Annotated in this window: 16 protein-coding genes and 1 tRNA gene; 14 read left to right on the forward strand and 3 right to left on the reverse strand. The window is 65.0% G+C overall.

Going from position 1 to position 16,286, the window contains the following annotated elements:
- Position 1: 1 nt before the first annotated feature.
- From DB708_RS26160 to DB708_RS26185, 6 genes are all read left to right on the forward strand, one after another.
- Positions 2-1,069 (forward strand): pyridoxal phosphate-dependent aminotransferase, encoded by a 1,068-nt coding sequence (locus DB708_RS26160; RefSeq protein WP_108926368.1) that lies wholly within the window; start codon positions 2-4, stop codon positions 1,067-1,069.
- Between the two features lie 3 nt (positions 1,070-1,072).
- Positions 1,073-1,534, forward strand: a complete 462-nt coding sequence (locus tag DB708_RS26165; RefSeq protein ID WP_108926369.1) for a DUF4334 domain-containing protein — start codon at positions 1,073-1,075, stop codon at positions 1,532-1,534.
- A 112-nt stretch (positions 1,535-1,646) separates the two neighbouring features.
- Positions 1,647-2,471: a crotonase/enoyl-CoA hydratase family protein gene (locus DB708_RS26170; RefSeq protein ID WP_108926370.1), complete on the forward strand. Its 825-nt coding sequence runs from the start codon at positions 1,647-1,649 to the stop codon at positions 2,469-2,471.
- Positions 2,472-2,517: 46 nt separating this feature from the next.
- Positions 2,518-3,753 carry a lipase LipE gene (gene lipE / locus DB708_RS26175; protein ID WP_108926513.1) on the forward strand — a complete coding sequence of 412 codons (1,236 nt, stop codon included), beginning with the start codon at positions 2,518-2,520 and terminating at the stop codon, positions 3,751-3,753.
- A gap of 116 nt (positions 3,754-3,869) precedes the next feature.
- On the forward strand, positions 3,870-4,931 hold the full coding sequence (locus DB708_RS26180) for an Rv2629 family ribosome hibernation factor (protein WP_108926371.1): 1,062 nt from the start codon (positions 3,870-3,872) through the stop codon (positions 4,929-4,931).
- A gap of 61 nt (positions 4,932-4,992) precedes the next feature.
- Entirely contained in the window at positions 4,993-6,024 is a 1,032-nt protein-coding gene (locus DB708_RS26185; RefSeq protein WP_108926372.1) for a baeRF2 domain-containing protein, read from the forward strand.
- Positions 6,025-6,030: 6 nt separating this feature from the next.
- On the opposite strand, the gene DB708_RS26190 is transcribed toward DB708_RS26185, so the two are convergent.
- Positions 6,031-6,117: transfer RNA gene (locus tag DB708_RS26190), tRNA-Ser, on the reverse strand.
- Positions 6,118-6,153: 36 nt separating this feature from the next.
- Between DB708_RS26190 and DB708_RS26195 the strand changes: the two genes are divergently transcribed.
- Entirely contained in the window at positions 6,154-7,122 is a 969-nt protein-coding gene (locus DB708_RS26195) for an NAD(P)H-quinone oxidoreductase (protein ID WP_108926373.1), read from the forward strand.
- A gap of 22 nt (positions 7,123-7,144) precedes the next feature.
- Here DB708_RS26195 and DB708_RS26200 read toward each other — a convergent pair whose 3' ends face one another.
- Positions 7,145-8,341, reverse strand: coding sequence for a cysteine desulfurase-like protein (locus DB708_RS26200; RefSeq protein ID WP_108926374.1), 1,197 nt, complete (start codon positions 8,339-8,341; stop codon positions 7,145-7,147).
- A 118-nt stretch (positions 8,342-8,459) separates the two neighbouring features.
- Here DB708_RS26200 and DB708_RS26205 point away from each other — a divergent pair, with 118 nt between their 5' ends.
- The 7 genes from DB708_RS26205 to DB708_RS26235 all read left to right on the forward strand — a co-directional run bounded on the left by DB708_RS26205 (position 8,460) and on the right by DB708_RS26235 (position 15,218).
- The gene (locus DB708_RS26205) at positions 8,460-10,430 is read left to right on the forward strand and encodes a DUF6541 family protein (protein WP_108926375.1); all 1,971 of its coding nucleotides are present in this window, start codon (positions 8,460-8,462) and stop codon (positions 10,428-10,430) included.
- 12 nt (positions 10,431-10,442) lie between these two features.
- Positions 10,443-10,985 carry a bacterial proteasome activator family protein gene (locus DB708_RS26210; RefSeq protein WP_108926376.1) on the forward strand — a complete coding sequence of 181 codons (543 nt, stop codon included), beginning with the start codon at positions 10,443-10,445 and terminating at the stop codon, positions 10,983-10,985.
- 12 nt (positions 10,986-10,997) lie between these two features.
- The gene (gene wzt / locus DB708_RS26215) at positions 10,998-11,846 is read left to right on the forward strand and encodes a galactan export ABC transporter ATP-binding subunit Wzt/RfbE (protein ID WP_108926377.1); all 849 of its coding nucleotides are present in this window, start codon (positions 10,998-11,000) and stop codon (positions 11,844-11,846) included.
- Positions 11,839-12,753, forward strand: a complete 915-nt coding sequence (gene glfT1 / locus DB708_RS26220) for a galactofuranosyltransferase GlfT1 (RefSeq protein WP_108926378.1) — start codon at positions 11,839-11,841, stop codon at positions 12,751-12,753. The genes wzt and glfT1 overlap by 8 nt, the downstream gene beginning before the upstream one ends.
- Positions 12,750-13,580 carry a galactan export ABC transporter permease subunit Wzm/RfbD gene (gene wzm / locus DB708_RS26225; protein WP_108926379.1) on the forward strand — a complete coding sequence of 277 codons (831 nt, stop codon included), beginning with the start codon at positions 12,750-12,752 and terminating at the stop codon, positions 13,578-13,580. The genes glfT1 and wzm overlap by 4 nt, the downstream gene beginning before the upstream one ends.
- Positions 13,581-13,813: 233 nt before the next feature.
- Positions 13,814-14,041, forward strand: a complete 228-nt coding sequence (locus DB708_RS26230; RefSeq protein WP_108926514.1) for a hypothetical protein — start codon at positions 13,814-13,816, stop codon at positions 14,039-14,041.
- A gap of 58 nt (positions 14,042-14,099) precedes the next feature.
- Positions 14,100-15,218 (forward strand): SPFH domain-containing protein, encoded by a 1,119-nt coding sequence (locus tag DB708_RS26235; RefSeq protein ID WP_108926380.1) that lies wholly within the window; start codon positions 14,100-14,102, stop codon positions 15,216-15,218.
- Between the two features lie 51 nt (positions 15,219-15,269).
- On the opposite strand, the gene DB708_RS26240 is transcribed toward DB708_RS26235, so the two are convergent.
- Positions 15,270-15,863 carry a hypothetical protein gene (locus DB708_RS26240; RefSeq protein WP_133251067.1) on the reverse strand — a complete coding sequence of 198 codons (594 nt, stop codon included), beginning with the start codon at positions 15,861-15,863 and terminating at the stop codon, positions 15,270-15,272.
- Positions 15,864-16,286 lie beyond the last annotated feature (423 nt).

Below are 16,286 nucleotides of genomic sequence, written 5' to 3' on the forward strand. Positions count from 1 at the left end.
AATGACTGCCCGCCTACGGCCAGAGCTGGCCGGGCTGCCAGTTTATGTTCCTGGCAAGACGGTGCCGGGTTCGATGAAACTGGCCAGCAACGAGACGGTGTTCGGCCCGCTGCCCAGCGTCCGCGCCGCCATTGAGCAAGCGACCGACGTCATCAACCGCTATCCGGACAACGGCTGCGTGCAACTCAAGGCGGCACTGGCCAAGCATCTGGGTTCGGGTTTCGAACCCGAACACGTCGCTGTCGGCGCCGGCTCAGTCAGCCTGTGCCAGCAGCTGGTTCAGATCACCGCGGCGGCCGGTGACGAGGTGGTCTTTGGATGGCGCAGCTTCGAGCTCTACCCGCCGCAGGTCCAGGTCGCGGGCGCGACGGCGATCAAAGTGCCGCTGATCGACCACACCTTCGACCTCTACGCGATGCTCGCCGCGATCACCGAACGCACCCGGCTGATCTTCGTCTGCAACCCCAACAATCCGACCTCTACGGTCGTCGACCCGGACGCACTGACCCGCTTCGTCGAGGCCGTTCCGCCGCACATCGTGATCGCCATCGACGAGGCCTACGTCGAATACATCCGCGACGGCATGGCACCCGACAGCCTGGGCCTGGTCCGTTCTCGGCGCAACGTTGTTGTGCTGCGCACCTTTTCGAAGGCATACGGGCTGGCGGGCCTGCGCGTCGGCTACGCGATCGGCCACCCGGATCTGATCACCGCCCTGGACCAGGTGTACGTGCCGTTCTCCGTCACGAGCGTCTCGCAGGCCGCCGCCATCGCCTCGCTGGACGCCGCCGACGAATTGCTGGCCCGCACCGACGCGTTGGTCGCCGACCGTGTTCGGGTCAGCGCGCAGTTGCGCGACGCCGGCTTCGCCTTGCCGCCGTCGCAGTCGAACTTCGTGTGGCTACCGTTGGGGTCCCGCACCCCGGATTTCGTCACCCGGGCGGCCGACGCGGGGATTGTCGTTCGCCAGTACGGCAGCGACGGAGCTCGCGTCTCCATCGGCGCGCCCGACGAAAACGATGCGCTGCTGGCATTTGCCGGCGACTGGATTACCCACCCGGAGGTCTGACGAATGAGCCTTGCCCGCAAGAAGTTCGATGAGTTCAAGGAACGCGGCGACAAGATCGACGACGCCGAGCTCGACGATTTCTGGGCCAGCCTCGCGCCGGCAACGATCGACGGCATGATGGGCGAGTGGAAGGGCGGCGACTTTTTCACCGGCCACATGATGAACGCGCTGCTGGAGAAGGCCCGCTGGTACGGCAAGACCTTCAAATCCGCCCGCGACGTTCAGCCGCTGGTCTGCCTGGACGCCGACGGAAACAAGTTCTCCAACAAGGAGATGGGCAAGGGTGAGGCCAGCCTGTGGCTCGAGGACTTCCGCGGCGAGGTCACCGCGACGATGGTCTACGACGGCCAGCCCGTGCACGATCACTTCAAGACGGTCGACGACGACACCGTGATGGGCATCATGAACGGCAAGGGTGTCCGGGATAACGGCCGGTATTACTACTTCTACCTCGAGCGGGTGTAGCTGCGAGCCTGCTGCGCCTCGCCGTGTTTCCGGCGGGGTTGCGGCCGGCGAACGCGACGAGCTGGTCCGGGTCGCAAATCACGAGGCACATTCGCCACGCTACGGTCTCGATATGGGCGATACATACGAATCCGTCACCGTCGAGATCAAAGATCACGTTGCGCAAGTGACGCTGATCGGACCCGGTAAGGGCAACGCGATGGGGCCTGCGTTCTGGTCGGAGATGCCGCAGGTGTTCGCGGCGCTGGACGCCGACCGCGACGTGCGCGCCATCGTCATCACCGGGTCGGGGAAGAACTTCAGCTACGGCCTGGATCTGCCCGCGATGGGCGGCACGTTCGCGCCGTTGATGGCCGACGGCGCGCTGGCCCGGCCGCGCACGGATTTCCACACCGAGCTGCGGCGCATGCAGGGTGCGATCACCGCCATTGCCGACTGCCGCACCCCCACCATCGCCTCGGTGCACGGCTGGTGCATCGGCGGTGGCGTCGACCTGGTGTCCGCGGTGGACATCCGCTACGCCAGCGCCGACGCCAAGTTCTCGGTGCGTGAGGTCAAGCTGGCCATCGTCGCCGACGTCGGCAGCCTCGCCCGCCTGCCCCTGATCCTCAACGATGGACACCTGCGCGAACTCGCACTGACGGGCAAGGACATCGACGCGGCCCGCGCCGAGAAAATCGGCCTGGTCAACGACGTGTACGACGATGCCGAGGCCTCGTTGGCCGCGGCCCACGGCACCGCAGCCGAGATCGCCGCCAACCCGCCGCTGGCCGTGTACGGCGTCAAGGATGTGCTCGACCAGCAGCGCATTGCGGCGGTGTCGGAGAGCTTGCGCTACGTCGCGGCCTGGAATTCGGCGTTCCTGCCGTCCAAGGACCTGACCGAGGGCATCCAGGCGACGTTCGCCAAGCGTCCGCCGCAGTTCACCGGCGAGTAGCCGGGCGGCACGTACCCTCGCGGGGGTGGCGAACACGACCGCGAACATGACCCCGGACGGCAAGATCTGTGTCCCGGCCGACTTAGACTCAGTCACCGCGGTAGGTGAAGAGGATCACTCGGAAATCGACGGCGCCGCCATCGAACGAATCTGGCAGGCCGCCCGCCACTGGTATCAGGCGGGCATGCACCCGGCGATCCAGTTGTGTATTCGGCACCGCGGCCGGGTCGTGCTCAACCGGGCGATCGGCCACGGCTGGGGCAACGCGCCCACCGACGATCCCGATGCCGAGAAGATCCCCGTCACGACCGACACACCGTTTTGCGTGTACTCGGCGGCCAAGGGCATCACCGCGACCGTGGTGCACATGCTCGCCGAACGCGGGGTGTTCTCACTCGACGACCGCGTCTGCAACTACATGCCCGGCTTCACCAGCCACGGCAAGGACCGCATCACGATCCGGCACGTGATGACCCACAGCGCCGGCCTCCCGTTTCCGTCCGGGCCGCTGCCCGACCTCAAACGCGCCGACGATCACGAGTACGCGCAGGAGATGCTGAGCAATTTACGGCCGCTCTACCGGCCGGGGTTGATGCACCTGTACCACGCGCTGACCTGGGGGCCACTGATGCGCGAGACCGTCTACGCGGCCACGGGCAAGGACATTCGCGAAATCCTGGCCACCGAAATCCTCGACCCGCTGGGCTTTCGGTGGACCAACTTCGGCGTCGCCAAGCAAGACCTCGACCGGGTCGCACCCAGCCATGCCACCGGTCGGCCATTGCCACCGGTGATCGCGCAGATATTCCGCAAGGCGATCGGCGGGACGATGCACGAGATGATCCCGGTGACCAACACCCCATTCTTCTTGACCACGGTGATCCCGTCGTCGAATACCGTGTCGACCGCCAACGAGATGTCGCGCTTCGCTGAAATCTGGCGCCGCGGAGGCGAACTCGACGACGTGCAAGTTATGCGGCCGGAGACGCTGCGCGGCGCGGTGGCCGAATGCCGCAGGTTGCGACCCGACTTCGCGATGGGACTGATGCCGGCTCGCTGGGGTACCGGATTCGCTCTCGGAACCACCAAATTCGGGCCGTTCGGACGTAACGCGCCGGCCGCGTTCGGCCATCTCGGCCTGGTCAACGTCGCGCACTGGGCCGACCCCGAGCGCAATCTGGCCGCCGGTCTGATCAGCAGCGGCAAACCCGGCCGGGATCCCGAATCCCGCCGCCACGTGGCGCTGATGAACACCATCGCCGCACAGATCCCGACCGGTTGAACCCGCCGGCAGTGGCGACACTGCGGCGACGGCGACTGCTCGTTCTTCGACGACACCGAGGACGACCCACGGCTGACCGTGTTTTGCATTTCGGCCCGATGGGCAACCTAAGCGCAATGAATACTGGCCGCTTCCGTCTACTGCTCGATACGCCGGGGCCGTTCGCCTCGGTGTATTTCGCGGAGTCAGACGAACAGGACGGGTCCGCGCAGCCGATTCGTGGTACGTGGCCGCAGTTGCACGAACAACTAGTCGAGCAGGGCGCGGACGAATCGGTCATCGGCGAGATCGAGCACGCCGTGATGGAACTGACCCAGCCGATATGCCGCGGCGGGCGCGCGGTGGTCGCGGGAGCCACCGGCGTCGTGCTCAACGAATACCTGCTCCGTGCGTCCGCGAAGCCGGTCGTCCGGGTATCCAAGCTGCCCTACATCGTCCCGATCCTGCAACACGGGCTCGAGCACGCGCACTATCTGCTCGTCGTGGTTGAGCCCGAGGGAGCGTTGATTACCCGGCACAATGCCACTCGGCATTCGGAGACGGTCCGGGCCAACAGTCTCGCCGAGCGGGAAGCCGCAGCCCAAGCTAACGACCCGCGGCCGTGCGCCGTTGCCGATCGAGTCAGCGAACTGGTGCACGATGCGTCCTACCAAGCGATGTTCGTCGTGGGCGACGAGGGCTTACGTTCGGGGCTGCTCGCGAGGTTGCCGGCAGAAGTCCGTGAGCGCACGACGTCGCTATCGATCGGCGTCCGGCGCGGCGGCTACGACTTCGAGGAGATTCAGCGTGCCGTCGACCTCACTTTGCTACGCCAGCGGCTGAATCTGGTGGACAGCGCCACGGAGCGATTCAACACAGAGATCGGCCGGCGATCCGGCCTGGCCGCCGAGGGACTCGGGGCCGTTTGCTCGGCGCTGCGTGAGGGAACCGTCGACACGATGATCATCGGCGAGATCGACGACGCCACCGTGGTCGCCGACGAGGGCATGACCACTGTCGCGCCGAGCGCCGACGTGCTCTCTGAGCAGGGCGCCGCTGCGGCCAAGACGCTGCGGGCCGATGAAGCCTTGCCGCTGTTGGCGATATCCGTCGGGGCAGCACTGGTCCGCACGGACGAACGGATCGCTCCCGCCGACGGAATCGGCGCCGTACTTCGCTATGCGCCGACACTGCACTAGTCGGGGCCGTCGCAAACCCTGAACATGCTTTGTGACTCAGCCTTTCAAGCAACAATGGTGCATGGATTCGGGCCGTTTTCGCGAGTTGCTGGGTGTGCCCGGTCCGTTCGCGTCGGTCTACTTCGAGGACTCGGGCGACGACGACGACCCCAATGCTCGACTGGAACTGAAATGGCGCGTACTGCGCGACGAACTTGCGCAGCACGGAGCGGACGCGTCGATCATCGCCGCAATCGAGCACGCCGTGCTGCAACTGCGTTTGCCGATCGGCCGGGGCGGACGCGCGGTGATCGCAGCCGCGTCGGGGGTGCTGGTCAACGAGTATCTACTCCGGCCCACTGCCCGGCCGGTCGTCCGAGTGTCCGAACTGCCGTACATCGTTCCCATCCTCGAATACGGCGTCACCCAGTCGGACTATTTGCTGGTCGTGGCCGACCCGGCCGGCGCGTTCATCACCAGCCACTTCGATGCCACGCGGCTCTCCGAAACCATCGAAGCCGAACTGCACACCGTCGCGGACCGGATCGGTGAACTCGTGCACGACACGTCGTGGCGCTCACTGTTCTTGGTTGGCGACGAGGGATCGCGCTCAAGCCTGGCCGCAGCACTGCCAGACCGGATTCGCGAACGGGTGACACCGCTGCCGATCGCGGTCCGGCGCGGCGGATATGACTTCGAGGAGATTCAACGGGCCATCGACTCCACGCTGCTGATGCAACGGCGCAGTGCCATGGATACCGCGGCAGCACGCTTCACCGAGGAGGTTGACCGGCGATCCGGACTGGCTGTCGAGGGACTCGGTGCGGTCTGCTCGGCGCTGAGTCAGGGTGCGGTCGACACGATGATCATCGGCGAGATCGACGACGCCACCGTGGTTTCCGACGAAGGCCTGACCGCTGTCGCACCGAGCGCCGACATGCTCGGTACGCAGGGCGCCGCGACCGCCAAGACGCGGCGGGCCGACGAGGCGCTGCCGCTGCTGGCGATATCCGGTGGTGCGTCGGTGGTCCGCACCGACGAACGGATTGCTCCCGCCGACGGAATCGGTGCGGTCCTCAACAACGCGGCGGCGCCGAATCAGGCCCACCGCTGAACACGGCGGTGGCGGAGGGATTTGAACCCCCGGACGGTTTTAGCCGTCTCTCGCTTTCAAGGCGAGTGCATTAGGCCGCTCTGCCACGCCACCGCTGACAAGGGTAACGGGACTAGTACCGTGGCCGGCATGCGCGCCATTGTCGCCGAATCCTCCGATCAACTCGTCTGGCAAGAGGTACCCGACGTTTCCGCCGGGCCCGGCGAGGTGCTGATCAAAGTCACTGCCGCCGGCGTCAACCGCGCCGACGTGCTGCAGGCCGCCGGCAAGTATCCACCCCCGCCGGGAGCCAGCGACATCATCGGCATGGAAGTATCCGGCGTCGTCGCCGAATTGGGCACCGGTGTCACGCAATGGACTGTCGGACAAGATGTTTGCGCGCTGTTGGCCGGTGGGGGTTACGCCGAATACGTCGCGGTTCCTGCTCCGCAGGTGTTGCCGATTCCGGACGGCGTCGACCTCGAGGATGCCGCGGGACTGCCCGAGGTGGCGTGCACGGTGTGGTCGAATCTGGTGCTGACCGCCCACCTGCACGAGGGCCAGCTGCTGCTGATGCACGGCGGGGCCAGCGGCATCGGCACCCACGCGATTCAGGTTGCGCGCGCGTTGGGCGCCCGGGTGGCCGTCACCGCCGGGTCCGAGGAAAAGCTGCAGACCTGCCGCAACCTGGGCGCCGAGATCACCATCAACTATCGCGAAGAGGATTTCGTCGCGCGGCTGCAAGAGTCCGGCGGCGCCGACGTGATCTTCGACATCATGGGCGCCTCCTATCTGGACCGCAATCTCGACGCCCTGGCCACCGACGGACAGCTGGTCATCATCGGCATGCAGGGCGGCCTCAAGGGCGAACTCAATATCGGCAAGCTGTTGCCCAAGCGCTTACGGGTCATCGGCACCACACTGCGGGGCCGGCCGGCGAGCGGCCCGAACAGCAAGGGCGAGATCGTTGCCGCGGTGACGGCTTCGGTGTGGCCGATGGTTGCCGACGGCCGGGTCCGGCCGTTCATCGGCGCCCGCCTGCCGATTCAGCAGGCGGGCGAAGCGCATAGGAAACTGGTGTCGGGCGAAGTGCACGGAAAGATCGTCTTGGCCATCTAGCGGCGTGCTCGGCCGAATTCGTTCAGCCCAACGACGCCAGCGCGCGCACCAGCTGATCGACTTCGGCCGTCGTCGAGTAATGCGCCAGCCCGACGGTCACCGCGCCGCCAACCTCGTTGGCGCCCAGCGCATCGAGCACGCGTGAACTCTCGTTGGAGACGGCCAGGATCCCGTTGTCCGCTAACCGCTGAACGACCCGCTCGGCGGGCACGCCCTGCAGCGCGAAGCTGACCACCGGTATCCGCACCTCCGGGCGACCGATGAGCATCATCAACGGCAACGACCGCAACGAGACCATCAGGTAGTCGAAGATCCGGTTCAGATAGGAGCCGGCGGACTGCATCGACACCGAGAGCCGCTCGCGCCGGCTGCCGCGCGCCGACTCGTCCAATGCCGCAAGGTATTCGATGCTGGCGACCACGCCGGCCAGCAAACCGAACTGATGCGCGCCCACCTCCAGGCGCGCCGGGCCGGTGGCACGGGGATCGGCGGCGACCGAACCGAACGTGTTGATCAGCGCCGGATCGCGGAACACGATCGCGCCGATCGGTGGGCCGCCCCACGCGAGGGCGTTCACCGCGACCACGTCGAGCTCGGTTTCTTTGATGTCGAGCAGTCGATATGGCGCGGCCGCGGAATGGTCGACGACCACCAGGCCGCCGACGTCGTGGACCAGCTTGGTCATCGCCCGCAGATCGGTGACCGTGCCCAGCGTTCCCGACGCCGAGGTGACCGCCACCAGCCGCGTCGACTTCCCAATCAGGCTCTCCCACTGCCACGTCGGCAGCTCACCGTTCTCGATGTCGACCTCGGCCCACTTCACCTTCGCGCCGTAGCGATGAGCGGCCCGCAGCCACGGGGCGATGTTCGCTTCGTCGTCCAGGCGGCTGACGATCACCTCGTACCCCAGGCCGGCGCGCGAAGACGACGCTTCGGCCAACGACGACAGCAGGATCGCACGATCGGCCCCCGGCACGACGCCCGCCGGGTCGGCATTGAACAGATCCGCCACGGCCGTTCGGGCCGCATCCAGCACGGCGGCGCTGCGCTGCGCCGCCGGGTGCGCACCCAAGGTGCTGTTGCCGGACCGGCGGAACGCAGTGGAGACAGTGGTCGCGACGGAATCCGGTATCAGCATTCCGGCCGGCGCGTCGAAGTGCGCCCATCCGTCACCCAAAGACGGATGCAGTCCGCGCACCCGGGCGACGTCATAAGCCATGCCAGCCACCTTAAGGCTTCCGCAATTCCGCGAAATTGTGACGGTAGCGGGTGCCACGGCCATTGGAGCCAACCGGTGGCTTCCCGAGCCAGGTCACCCGGCCAGCCATACTAGTCGAGTGGGGCTCTGGTTCGGAACGCTGATCGCACTGTTTTTGCTGATCGCCCCGGGGACAATCGTTGCGCGTATCGCCCAGCTAACGTGGCCGATCGCGGTCGCAGTTGGCCCGGCGCTGACCTACGGTGTCGTCGCGCTTGCGATCATTCCCTACGGTGCGCTCGGAATCCCCTGGAACGGTTGGACGGCCCTCGCGGCGCTGGCAGTCGTATGCGTGGCGGTGACGTGTTTGCAGGTGCTGCTCACCCGCTATCGCGACACCGACGCCGAGGCCCACGGAATCCGTGGCTGGCCCGCGCTGGCGGTGGCCGCCGGGGTGCTGCTGGGCACGCTGCTGATCATGTGGGCGGCCTATCGCGGCATCACGCATTGGCAGTCCGTCCCCAGCACCTGGGATGCGGTGTGGCATGCCAACGAGGTGCGCTTCATGCTCGACACCGGACAGGCGTCCTCCACGCACATGGGCGAGCTGCGCAACGTCGAGACCCACCAGGCGCTGTACTACCCATCGGTGTTCCACGCCCTGATCGCGGTGCTCTGCCAACTCACCGGTGCGGCGCCGACCACTGGCTACACCCTGAGCTCGGTGGCGGCCTCGGTGTGGCTGTTTCCGACCAGCGCGGCGATCCTGTCGTGGCATCTGCTGCGCCCGGTGACGACCGCGTGGCGGGCGGCCGCGGTTGCGGCCACCGCGGCAGCGCTGTCCGCGTCGTTCACCTCGGTGCCTTACGTCGAGTTCGGTGTGGCCGCGATGCCCAACCTGGCGGCCTACGGCGTCGCGATCCCGACCTTCGTGTTGATCACCTCGACGTTGCGGCATCGCGACCGCATACCGCTGGCCGTGCTGGCGCTGGTCGGTGTGCTGTCGGTGCACCTGACCGGCGGGTTCATCGTCATCTTGTTCCTGTTGGGCTGGTGGCTGCTGGATGTGCTGTGGCACCCGGTCCGCGGTCGACTCGCCGACATCGCAGTCCTGGCCGCCACGGCGGTGCCGACCGGGCTGATCCTGGCGCCGCAGTTCATCGGTGTGCTCAAGCAGGCCGACATCATCGCCGGGCACGCCTTCCCCAGCTTCAAGAGCGCCAAGCAGGGCGTTATCGATGCGCTGCTGCTGCACACCCGCCACCTCAACGACTTCCCGACCCAATACGGCCTTATCGTGCTGGTCTACCTCGGCATGGCGTATCTGCTGTACAAGCGCATCTGGTGGCCGGCGGCGATCTGGCTGGTGCTGACCGTGGCAACCATCTACTCGGGGGCGCCGTTTCACAATGCGGCCGGCGCCGTGATCGAACAGTTCAGCCAGTTCTTCTACAACGATCCGCGCCGGCTGACGTCGGTGGTGACGATGCTGGTGACACCGATGGCAGCCGTCGCGCTGTTCGGCGCGGTCATGCTCGCGGTTGCGATCGCCAGACGAATCACCGGCCGGTTCAAAGAATTCCCCACGCCGGTCTGGGTCGCGGCAATCGCGATCCTGCTGGTGCTGACGACGGTGTTCACCGCGCGGCATTACTTCTATCGACACCTGGTGCTGTTCGGCGACAAATACGACTCGGTGATGATCGATCAGCGTGACCTGATGGCGATGGCGTATTTGTCGAAACTGCCCGGCGCCCGCGACACCTTGATCGGCAACGCCAACACCGACGGCACCGCCTGGATGTACGCGGTGGCGGATCTGCATCCGCTGTGGACCCACTACGACTACCCGCAACAGACCGGACCGGGGCCGCAACGCTACATCATCTGGGCTTACGCCCGCCGCGGCACTTCCGATCCGAAGGTCGTCGAGGCGATTACGGCGCTCAATATCCGGTACATCTACACCAGCACACCCACGGTTCGCGGGTTCGCGGTACCCGACGGACTAGTGTCGCTGGAAAAATCGAAGTCGTGGGCGCTGATCTACGACAACGGTGGAGCAAAGATTTACGAGTGGCGCGGAAATCCCACACCGCCCCGCCCATAGAAGCACAAGAGGATGGTGACCGTATTGACTAACGGCAACGACGATGACGACGGCATCGAGATCATCGGTGGCGTCGATCCGCGGATCATGGCGATTCGCGAGGCAGCCGACGACGAGGATTCCGACGAGCGCTCCCTGACCGACCTTGTCGAGCAGCCCGCCAAGGTGATGCGCATCGGCACCATGATCAAGCAACTGCTCGAAGAGGTGCGTGCGGCACCGCTCGACGAGGCCAGCCGCAAGCGGCTACGCGATATCCACGCCACCAGCATCCGGGAGCTCGAAGACGGTCTGGCGCCGGAACTTCGCGAGGAACTCGACCGGCTAACCCTGCCGTTCAACGAGGACGATGATCCGTCGGACGCCGAGTTGCGCATCGCCCAGGCCCAGCTGGTCAGCTGGCTTGAGGGACTGTTCCACGGCATCCAGACCGCTTTGTTCGCTCAGCAGATGGCCGCCCGTGCGCAGCTCGAGCAGATGCGCCAAGGAGCCCTGCCCCCCGGAATCGGGCGACCGAGCCACGGTCCGGGCTCGGGCACCGGGCAATACCTGTAAGAGCAGGCATCAGTGTCCGGTCCTAGCGGTCCGCATATCGAGACCAGCAATGCGTGGGTGGAATTTCCCATCTTTGACGCAAAGTCGCGATCGTTGAAGAAGGCCTTCCTGGGCAAGGCTGGCGGCACGATCGGTCGCAACAACTCCAACGTCGTCGTCGTCGAGGCGTTGCGGGACATCACCATGTCGCTCCAGATGGGCGACCGGGTCGGTTTGGTCGGCCACAACGGCGCCGGGAAATCGACTCTGCTGCGACTACTTTCGGGCATCTACGAACCCACCCGGGGCTGGGCGAGGGTCACCGGCCGGGTCGCGCCGGTGTTCGACCTCGGCGTCGGGATGGACCCGGAGATCTCCGGCTACGAGAACATCATCATCCGCGGCTTGTTCCTGGGGCAGAGTCGAAAGCAGATGCTGAGCAAGGTCGACGAGATCGCCGAGTTCACCGAGCTCGGGGACTACCTGTCGATGCCGCTGCGCACGTATTCCACCGGTATGCGGGTCCGGCTGGCGATGGGCGTGGTCACCAGCATCGACCCCGAGATTCTGCTGCTCGACGAGGGCATCGGCGCCGTGGACGCCGACTTCCTGAAGAAGGCCCAGTCCCGATTGCAGAGCTTGGTGGAGCGGTCCGGAATCCTGGTATTTGCAAGCCATTCCAACGAATTCCTGGCTCGGCTGTGTAAGACGGCGATGTGGATCGACCACGGAGTCATTCGCCAGACCGGCGATATCGAAGACGTGGTACGCGCCTACGAGGGCGAGGACGCGGCACGGCATGTCCGTGAGGTACTCGAAGAGACCCGCCTGCAGGGTCAGGCCGGAAAACCGCTGGCGCAAAGCGCTTCCGGGGATGAGTGAATCCATCTTCGCCGTCGTGGTCACCCACCGGCGCGCGCAAGAACTCGCCAACTCGCTGGGCATGCTCAGCGCGCAGACCCGGTTGCCCGATCACCTGATCGTCGTCGACAACGATGGCGGTGCCGATAGCCGGATCCGCGACCTGGTTGCCGCCCAGCCGATCTCGACCACCTACCTGGCGTCGCGCCGAAACCTCGGCGGCGCAGGCGGCTTCGCACTGGGTATACTGCACGCGCTGGCCCAGGGTGCCGACTGGGTGTGGCTGGCCGACGACGACGGCCGTCCGCAGGACTCCCGGGTGCTGGCCACGCTGCTGGCCTGCGCCCAAACACACGGCCTGGCCGAGGTGTCGCCGATGGTGTGCAACTCCGACGACCCGGAGCGGCTGGCGTTCCCGTTGCGACGGGGTCTGGTATGGCGCAGGCGCGCAAGCGAATTGCGTACCGAAGCAGGGCAGGATTTACTGCCGGGAATCGCGTCACTGTTCAACGGCGCGTTGTTCCGGGCGTCCACCCTGGACGCGGTCGGCGTCCCGGACATGCGGCTGTTCATCCGCGGCGACGAGGTGGAATTGCACCGCCGGCTGGTTCGGTCCGGCCTGCGCTTCGGGACCTGCCTGGACACGATTTACCTGCATCCCTGCGGATCCGACGAATTCCGGCCGATCCTGGGCGGCCGCATGCACACCCAGTATCCGGACAACCCCACCAAGCGGTTCTACACCTACCGCAACCGCGGCTACCTGTTGTCGCAGCCGGGTCTGCGCAAACTGCTGGTTCAGGAGTGGGTTCGATTCGGTTGGTTCTTCCTGATCTCCCGCCGCGACCCCAAAGGCCTGCTGGATTGGATTCGGTTGCGCCGCTTGGGACGTCGTGAGCAATTCGGCAAGCCTGGAGGGCCCGTATGACATTTATCGACGCCGCCGCGCAGTCGCGGACCTTTACCCGGGCCCGCGGCGACCTGGTCGACGGGTTCCGCCGTCGCGAGCTGTGGCTGCACTTGGGCTGGCAGGACATCAAGCAGCGGTATCGCCGCTCGGTGCTGGGCCCGTTCTGGATCACCATCGCGACCGGAACCACTGCGGTCGCGATGGGCGGGCTGTATTCGAAGCTGTTTCACCTCGACCTGGCCGTACACCTGCCGTATGTCACCCTCGGCCTGATCATCTGGAACCTGATCAACGCCGCCATCCTGGAGGGCGCCGACGTCTTCGTCGCCAACGAGGGACTGATCAAACAATTGCCGACGCCGTTGAGCGTGCACGTCTACCGGCTGGTGTGGCGGCAGATGATCCTGTTCGGCCACAACATCGTGATCTATCTCGTCGTCGCGATCATCTTCCCCAAACCGTGGTCGTGGGCCGACCTGTCGGTGATTCCGGCGCTAGGCCTGATCGTGCTCAATTGCATCTGGGTGTCACTGTGCTTCGGCATCCTGGCGACTCGCTACCGCGACATCGGCCCCCTGCTGTTTTCGATTGTGCAGTTGCTGTTCTTCATGACGCCGATCATCTGGAACGACGACACACTGCGACAGCAGGGCGCCGGGCGCTGGTCGAGCATTGTCGAACTCAACCCGCTGCTGCACTACCTCGACATCGTGCGTGCGCCCCTGCTGGGCTCCCACCAGGAGCTGCGGCACTGGGCGGTGGTGCTGGCGCTGACCGTTGTCGGCTGGATTCTGGCGGCGTTCGCGATGCGGCAATACCGCGCCCGGGTGCCCTACTGGGTCTAGCGCGTTCGAGCGTGCCGCCAAGGATCCTTTGAGAATCCGCCAAGGCGCCCCCCAGACGCTGTGTTGACGGGAAACACCCTGGATAACAGGCGATTTGGCAGGCGCCGGTACGCAGCGAAAGGTTCCACATGCATCACGTCCGACAGCGAACGGATCGCGGTGCCGGCGTTTTTCTTTGCGGGCAAACCTGCCGAAACTCGACGCGTAAACCCGTCGTGGGGGAATATGCGATCGTGAGCGACGCCTCAGCAATCGGATGTGTCGGGAAGCTGGTCGTTGCCACCCGCGGCGACCGCGGCCCCGGCGAGGTGGTGGTGACCGTCCGGGGATCGAAGGAGACCCTGCTGGCATGGTCCGACGACCCATTACCGAAGGGCAGCAAGGTCCTGGTGGTGGAAGAACGGGGCGGGCGGACCGTGGTGGTCGAGCCCTGGAACGCGACTGAGCAGGACCTAGCCTGATCGAACGTGACAAGCGAAATCCCCTGCTAGACAACACTAAATCGTAAGGAGTCCAAGAATGCTCGGTTATAGGGTGCCCTCCCCGGACGAGGCGTTACTGATCTCCGGCGGCCGGACAAAAGGCAACGCCCCGTTCCGCGTCGTCACCGGCCACGGCGCCTTCGTCCTCCCGTTCTTCCGCAAAGCGCGCTTTCTCACCCTGGCCATGTGCGAATCCGAGGTAGGCGAAAAGTGCGTCACCCAACAAGGAATCACGCTCAACGTCCGGGCGGTGATCGCGTTCAAGGTCGGCAACGACACCGAAAGCATCATCAGCGCCGCACAGCGATTTCTGTCCGAGCAAGACCAGATGTCCGTGCTCACCGGACGGATCTTCGCCGGCCACCTGCGCTCGATCATCGGCTCGATGACCGTCGAGCAGATCATCCGGGAACGCCAGAAGCTGGCCACCGAGGTGCTCGACGGCTCCAAGGAGGAGATGGCTCGCATCGGCCTCAGCGTCGACGCGCTGCAGATCCAGTCCATCGACGACGACGGCCTCGGCTACATCAATGCGATGTCGGCGCCACACAACGCCGCCATCCAGCAGCAGGCGCAGATCGCTCAGGCCCAGGCAAACCAGGCGGCGGCCGAAGCCGAGCAGGAGTCCCAGCGCAAACAAGCGGAATTCGCTCGCGAGACCGCAATCGTCAAGGCGCAGTACAAGGCCGAGGTCGACAAGGCTCAGGCCGAAGCCGCGCAGGCCGGCCCGCTGGCCGAAGCCGAGGCGCAGCGCGAGGTGCTACAGATGAGGACCGAGCTGGCTCAGCGCGCCGCCGAGCTGCGCCAGCAGGAGCTGGTCGCGGAGGTGGTCAAGCCCGCCGAGGCCGAGGCCGAACGGGTCCGCATTATGGCCGTGGCCGACGCCGAGAAGATGAAAATCCAGGCCGAGGCGGCGGCATCGCACAACCGCGTCGCGCTGGACAAGGCGCTCATCGACCAGCTGCCTCAGATCGTCGAGAAGGCCGCGATCGGCCTGTCGAACTCCAACCTCACGGTGCTCAATGGCGCCGAGGGCCTCGGTCAGGTGGCCGCCGGGCTGGTTTCGCAGGGCATGGCGATCTTCGGCGCGCTGCGCGGCGACATCGTGCACTACGACGACGAAAACCTGGTTCCGAACGGCGAATCACACCAGTAATACGCGCCCTCGCGGCGCGAAAAACGCCTCCGCGCAGCTACGGCTGTAGCACTAAGGCGTGCAATTTCCGCGGAAACTAATCACGTGACCGTAAACGTCATTCCGCTTTTGTTCGGCGTAATCAATGCTGGCCCACGTGCTGTCCTTCGGCGTAAAAAGGTAAGGCCCATCGCTGTGACCTGTAATAAGTGCCTGCACAGCGTTATTCATATTTTGGGAGGCGCGCTCCAACTTGTCGAGCAAGGGAGCCAGTCCTGGAATAGGGCTATCTGCGTTGAGGTCTTTGACGTAATGAATACCTTGATCGACCCTGGCGAGTTCAACCTTGGCATCTCTCACCTGTCGCCTATCATCAGAAGTGTAAAGCCATCCAGTGTCTCGGGCGATCACAATTCGTACCGCGCCAATACCGTCACTCACTTCATTGTCGATATGCTCAATCATGCGATCGAGTTGTCCGCAGGGAACCTGCGATGGCGTCTCGGCATTGGCCTGCGGCACGGTGCTTACCATCAAAAAGGCGAACACCGCAGCAATTTTCAGCACCATATTTCCCCTTACTCCAACCAACGGATCTATCCCTCCGATGAAGCTCGCGCGCATTTGCCGAATACCGTTCCCGACGCAGCTGCGCATGAGATACACGCCACACCTTCAGGATCGAGTATTTGTCGGCACGCCTTCGCAGTATAGCGAATCGAATGGTGTAATCCCGCTCACTTGGCGTGGCTACGGACGTGAAAGCCGTTGCAGAAGTGAATAGTTGGAGAAAGCGATTAGTTGCGCAACTCACAGCAAGGTTAGTATGCAGCCCACAACCACACGCCTGCGGTCATCGAAACCCAGGTACGCTGGGTGGTGTTCGTTACACTGAGATCACAGATGTTGCAGCAATCGCGGTTTCGCAGGAAACAGGAGATTTGTGAGTGCTCCAGCCCTCTTGAATGGGGGTTAACCCGGAGAAGGTCGAAGACGGCGCGAATCCTGTTTGTGAGCGATAAAAGTCCAATGCTCAGATCGAATCAAGATCTAATCGACTTTGGCCCATTACCCAGCAAATCCATCGTA

The organism is Mycobacterium montefiorense (assembly GCF_003112775.1).
Classification (GTDB): domain Bacteria; phylum Actinomycetota; class Actinomycetes; order Mycobacteriales; family Mycobacteriaceae; genus Mycobacterium; species Mycobacterium montefiorense.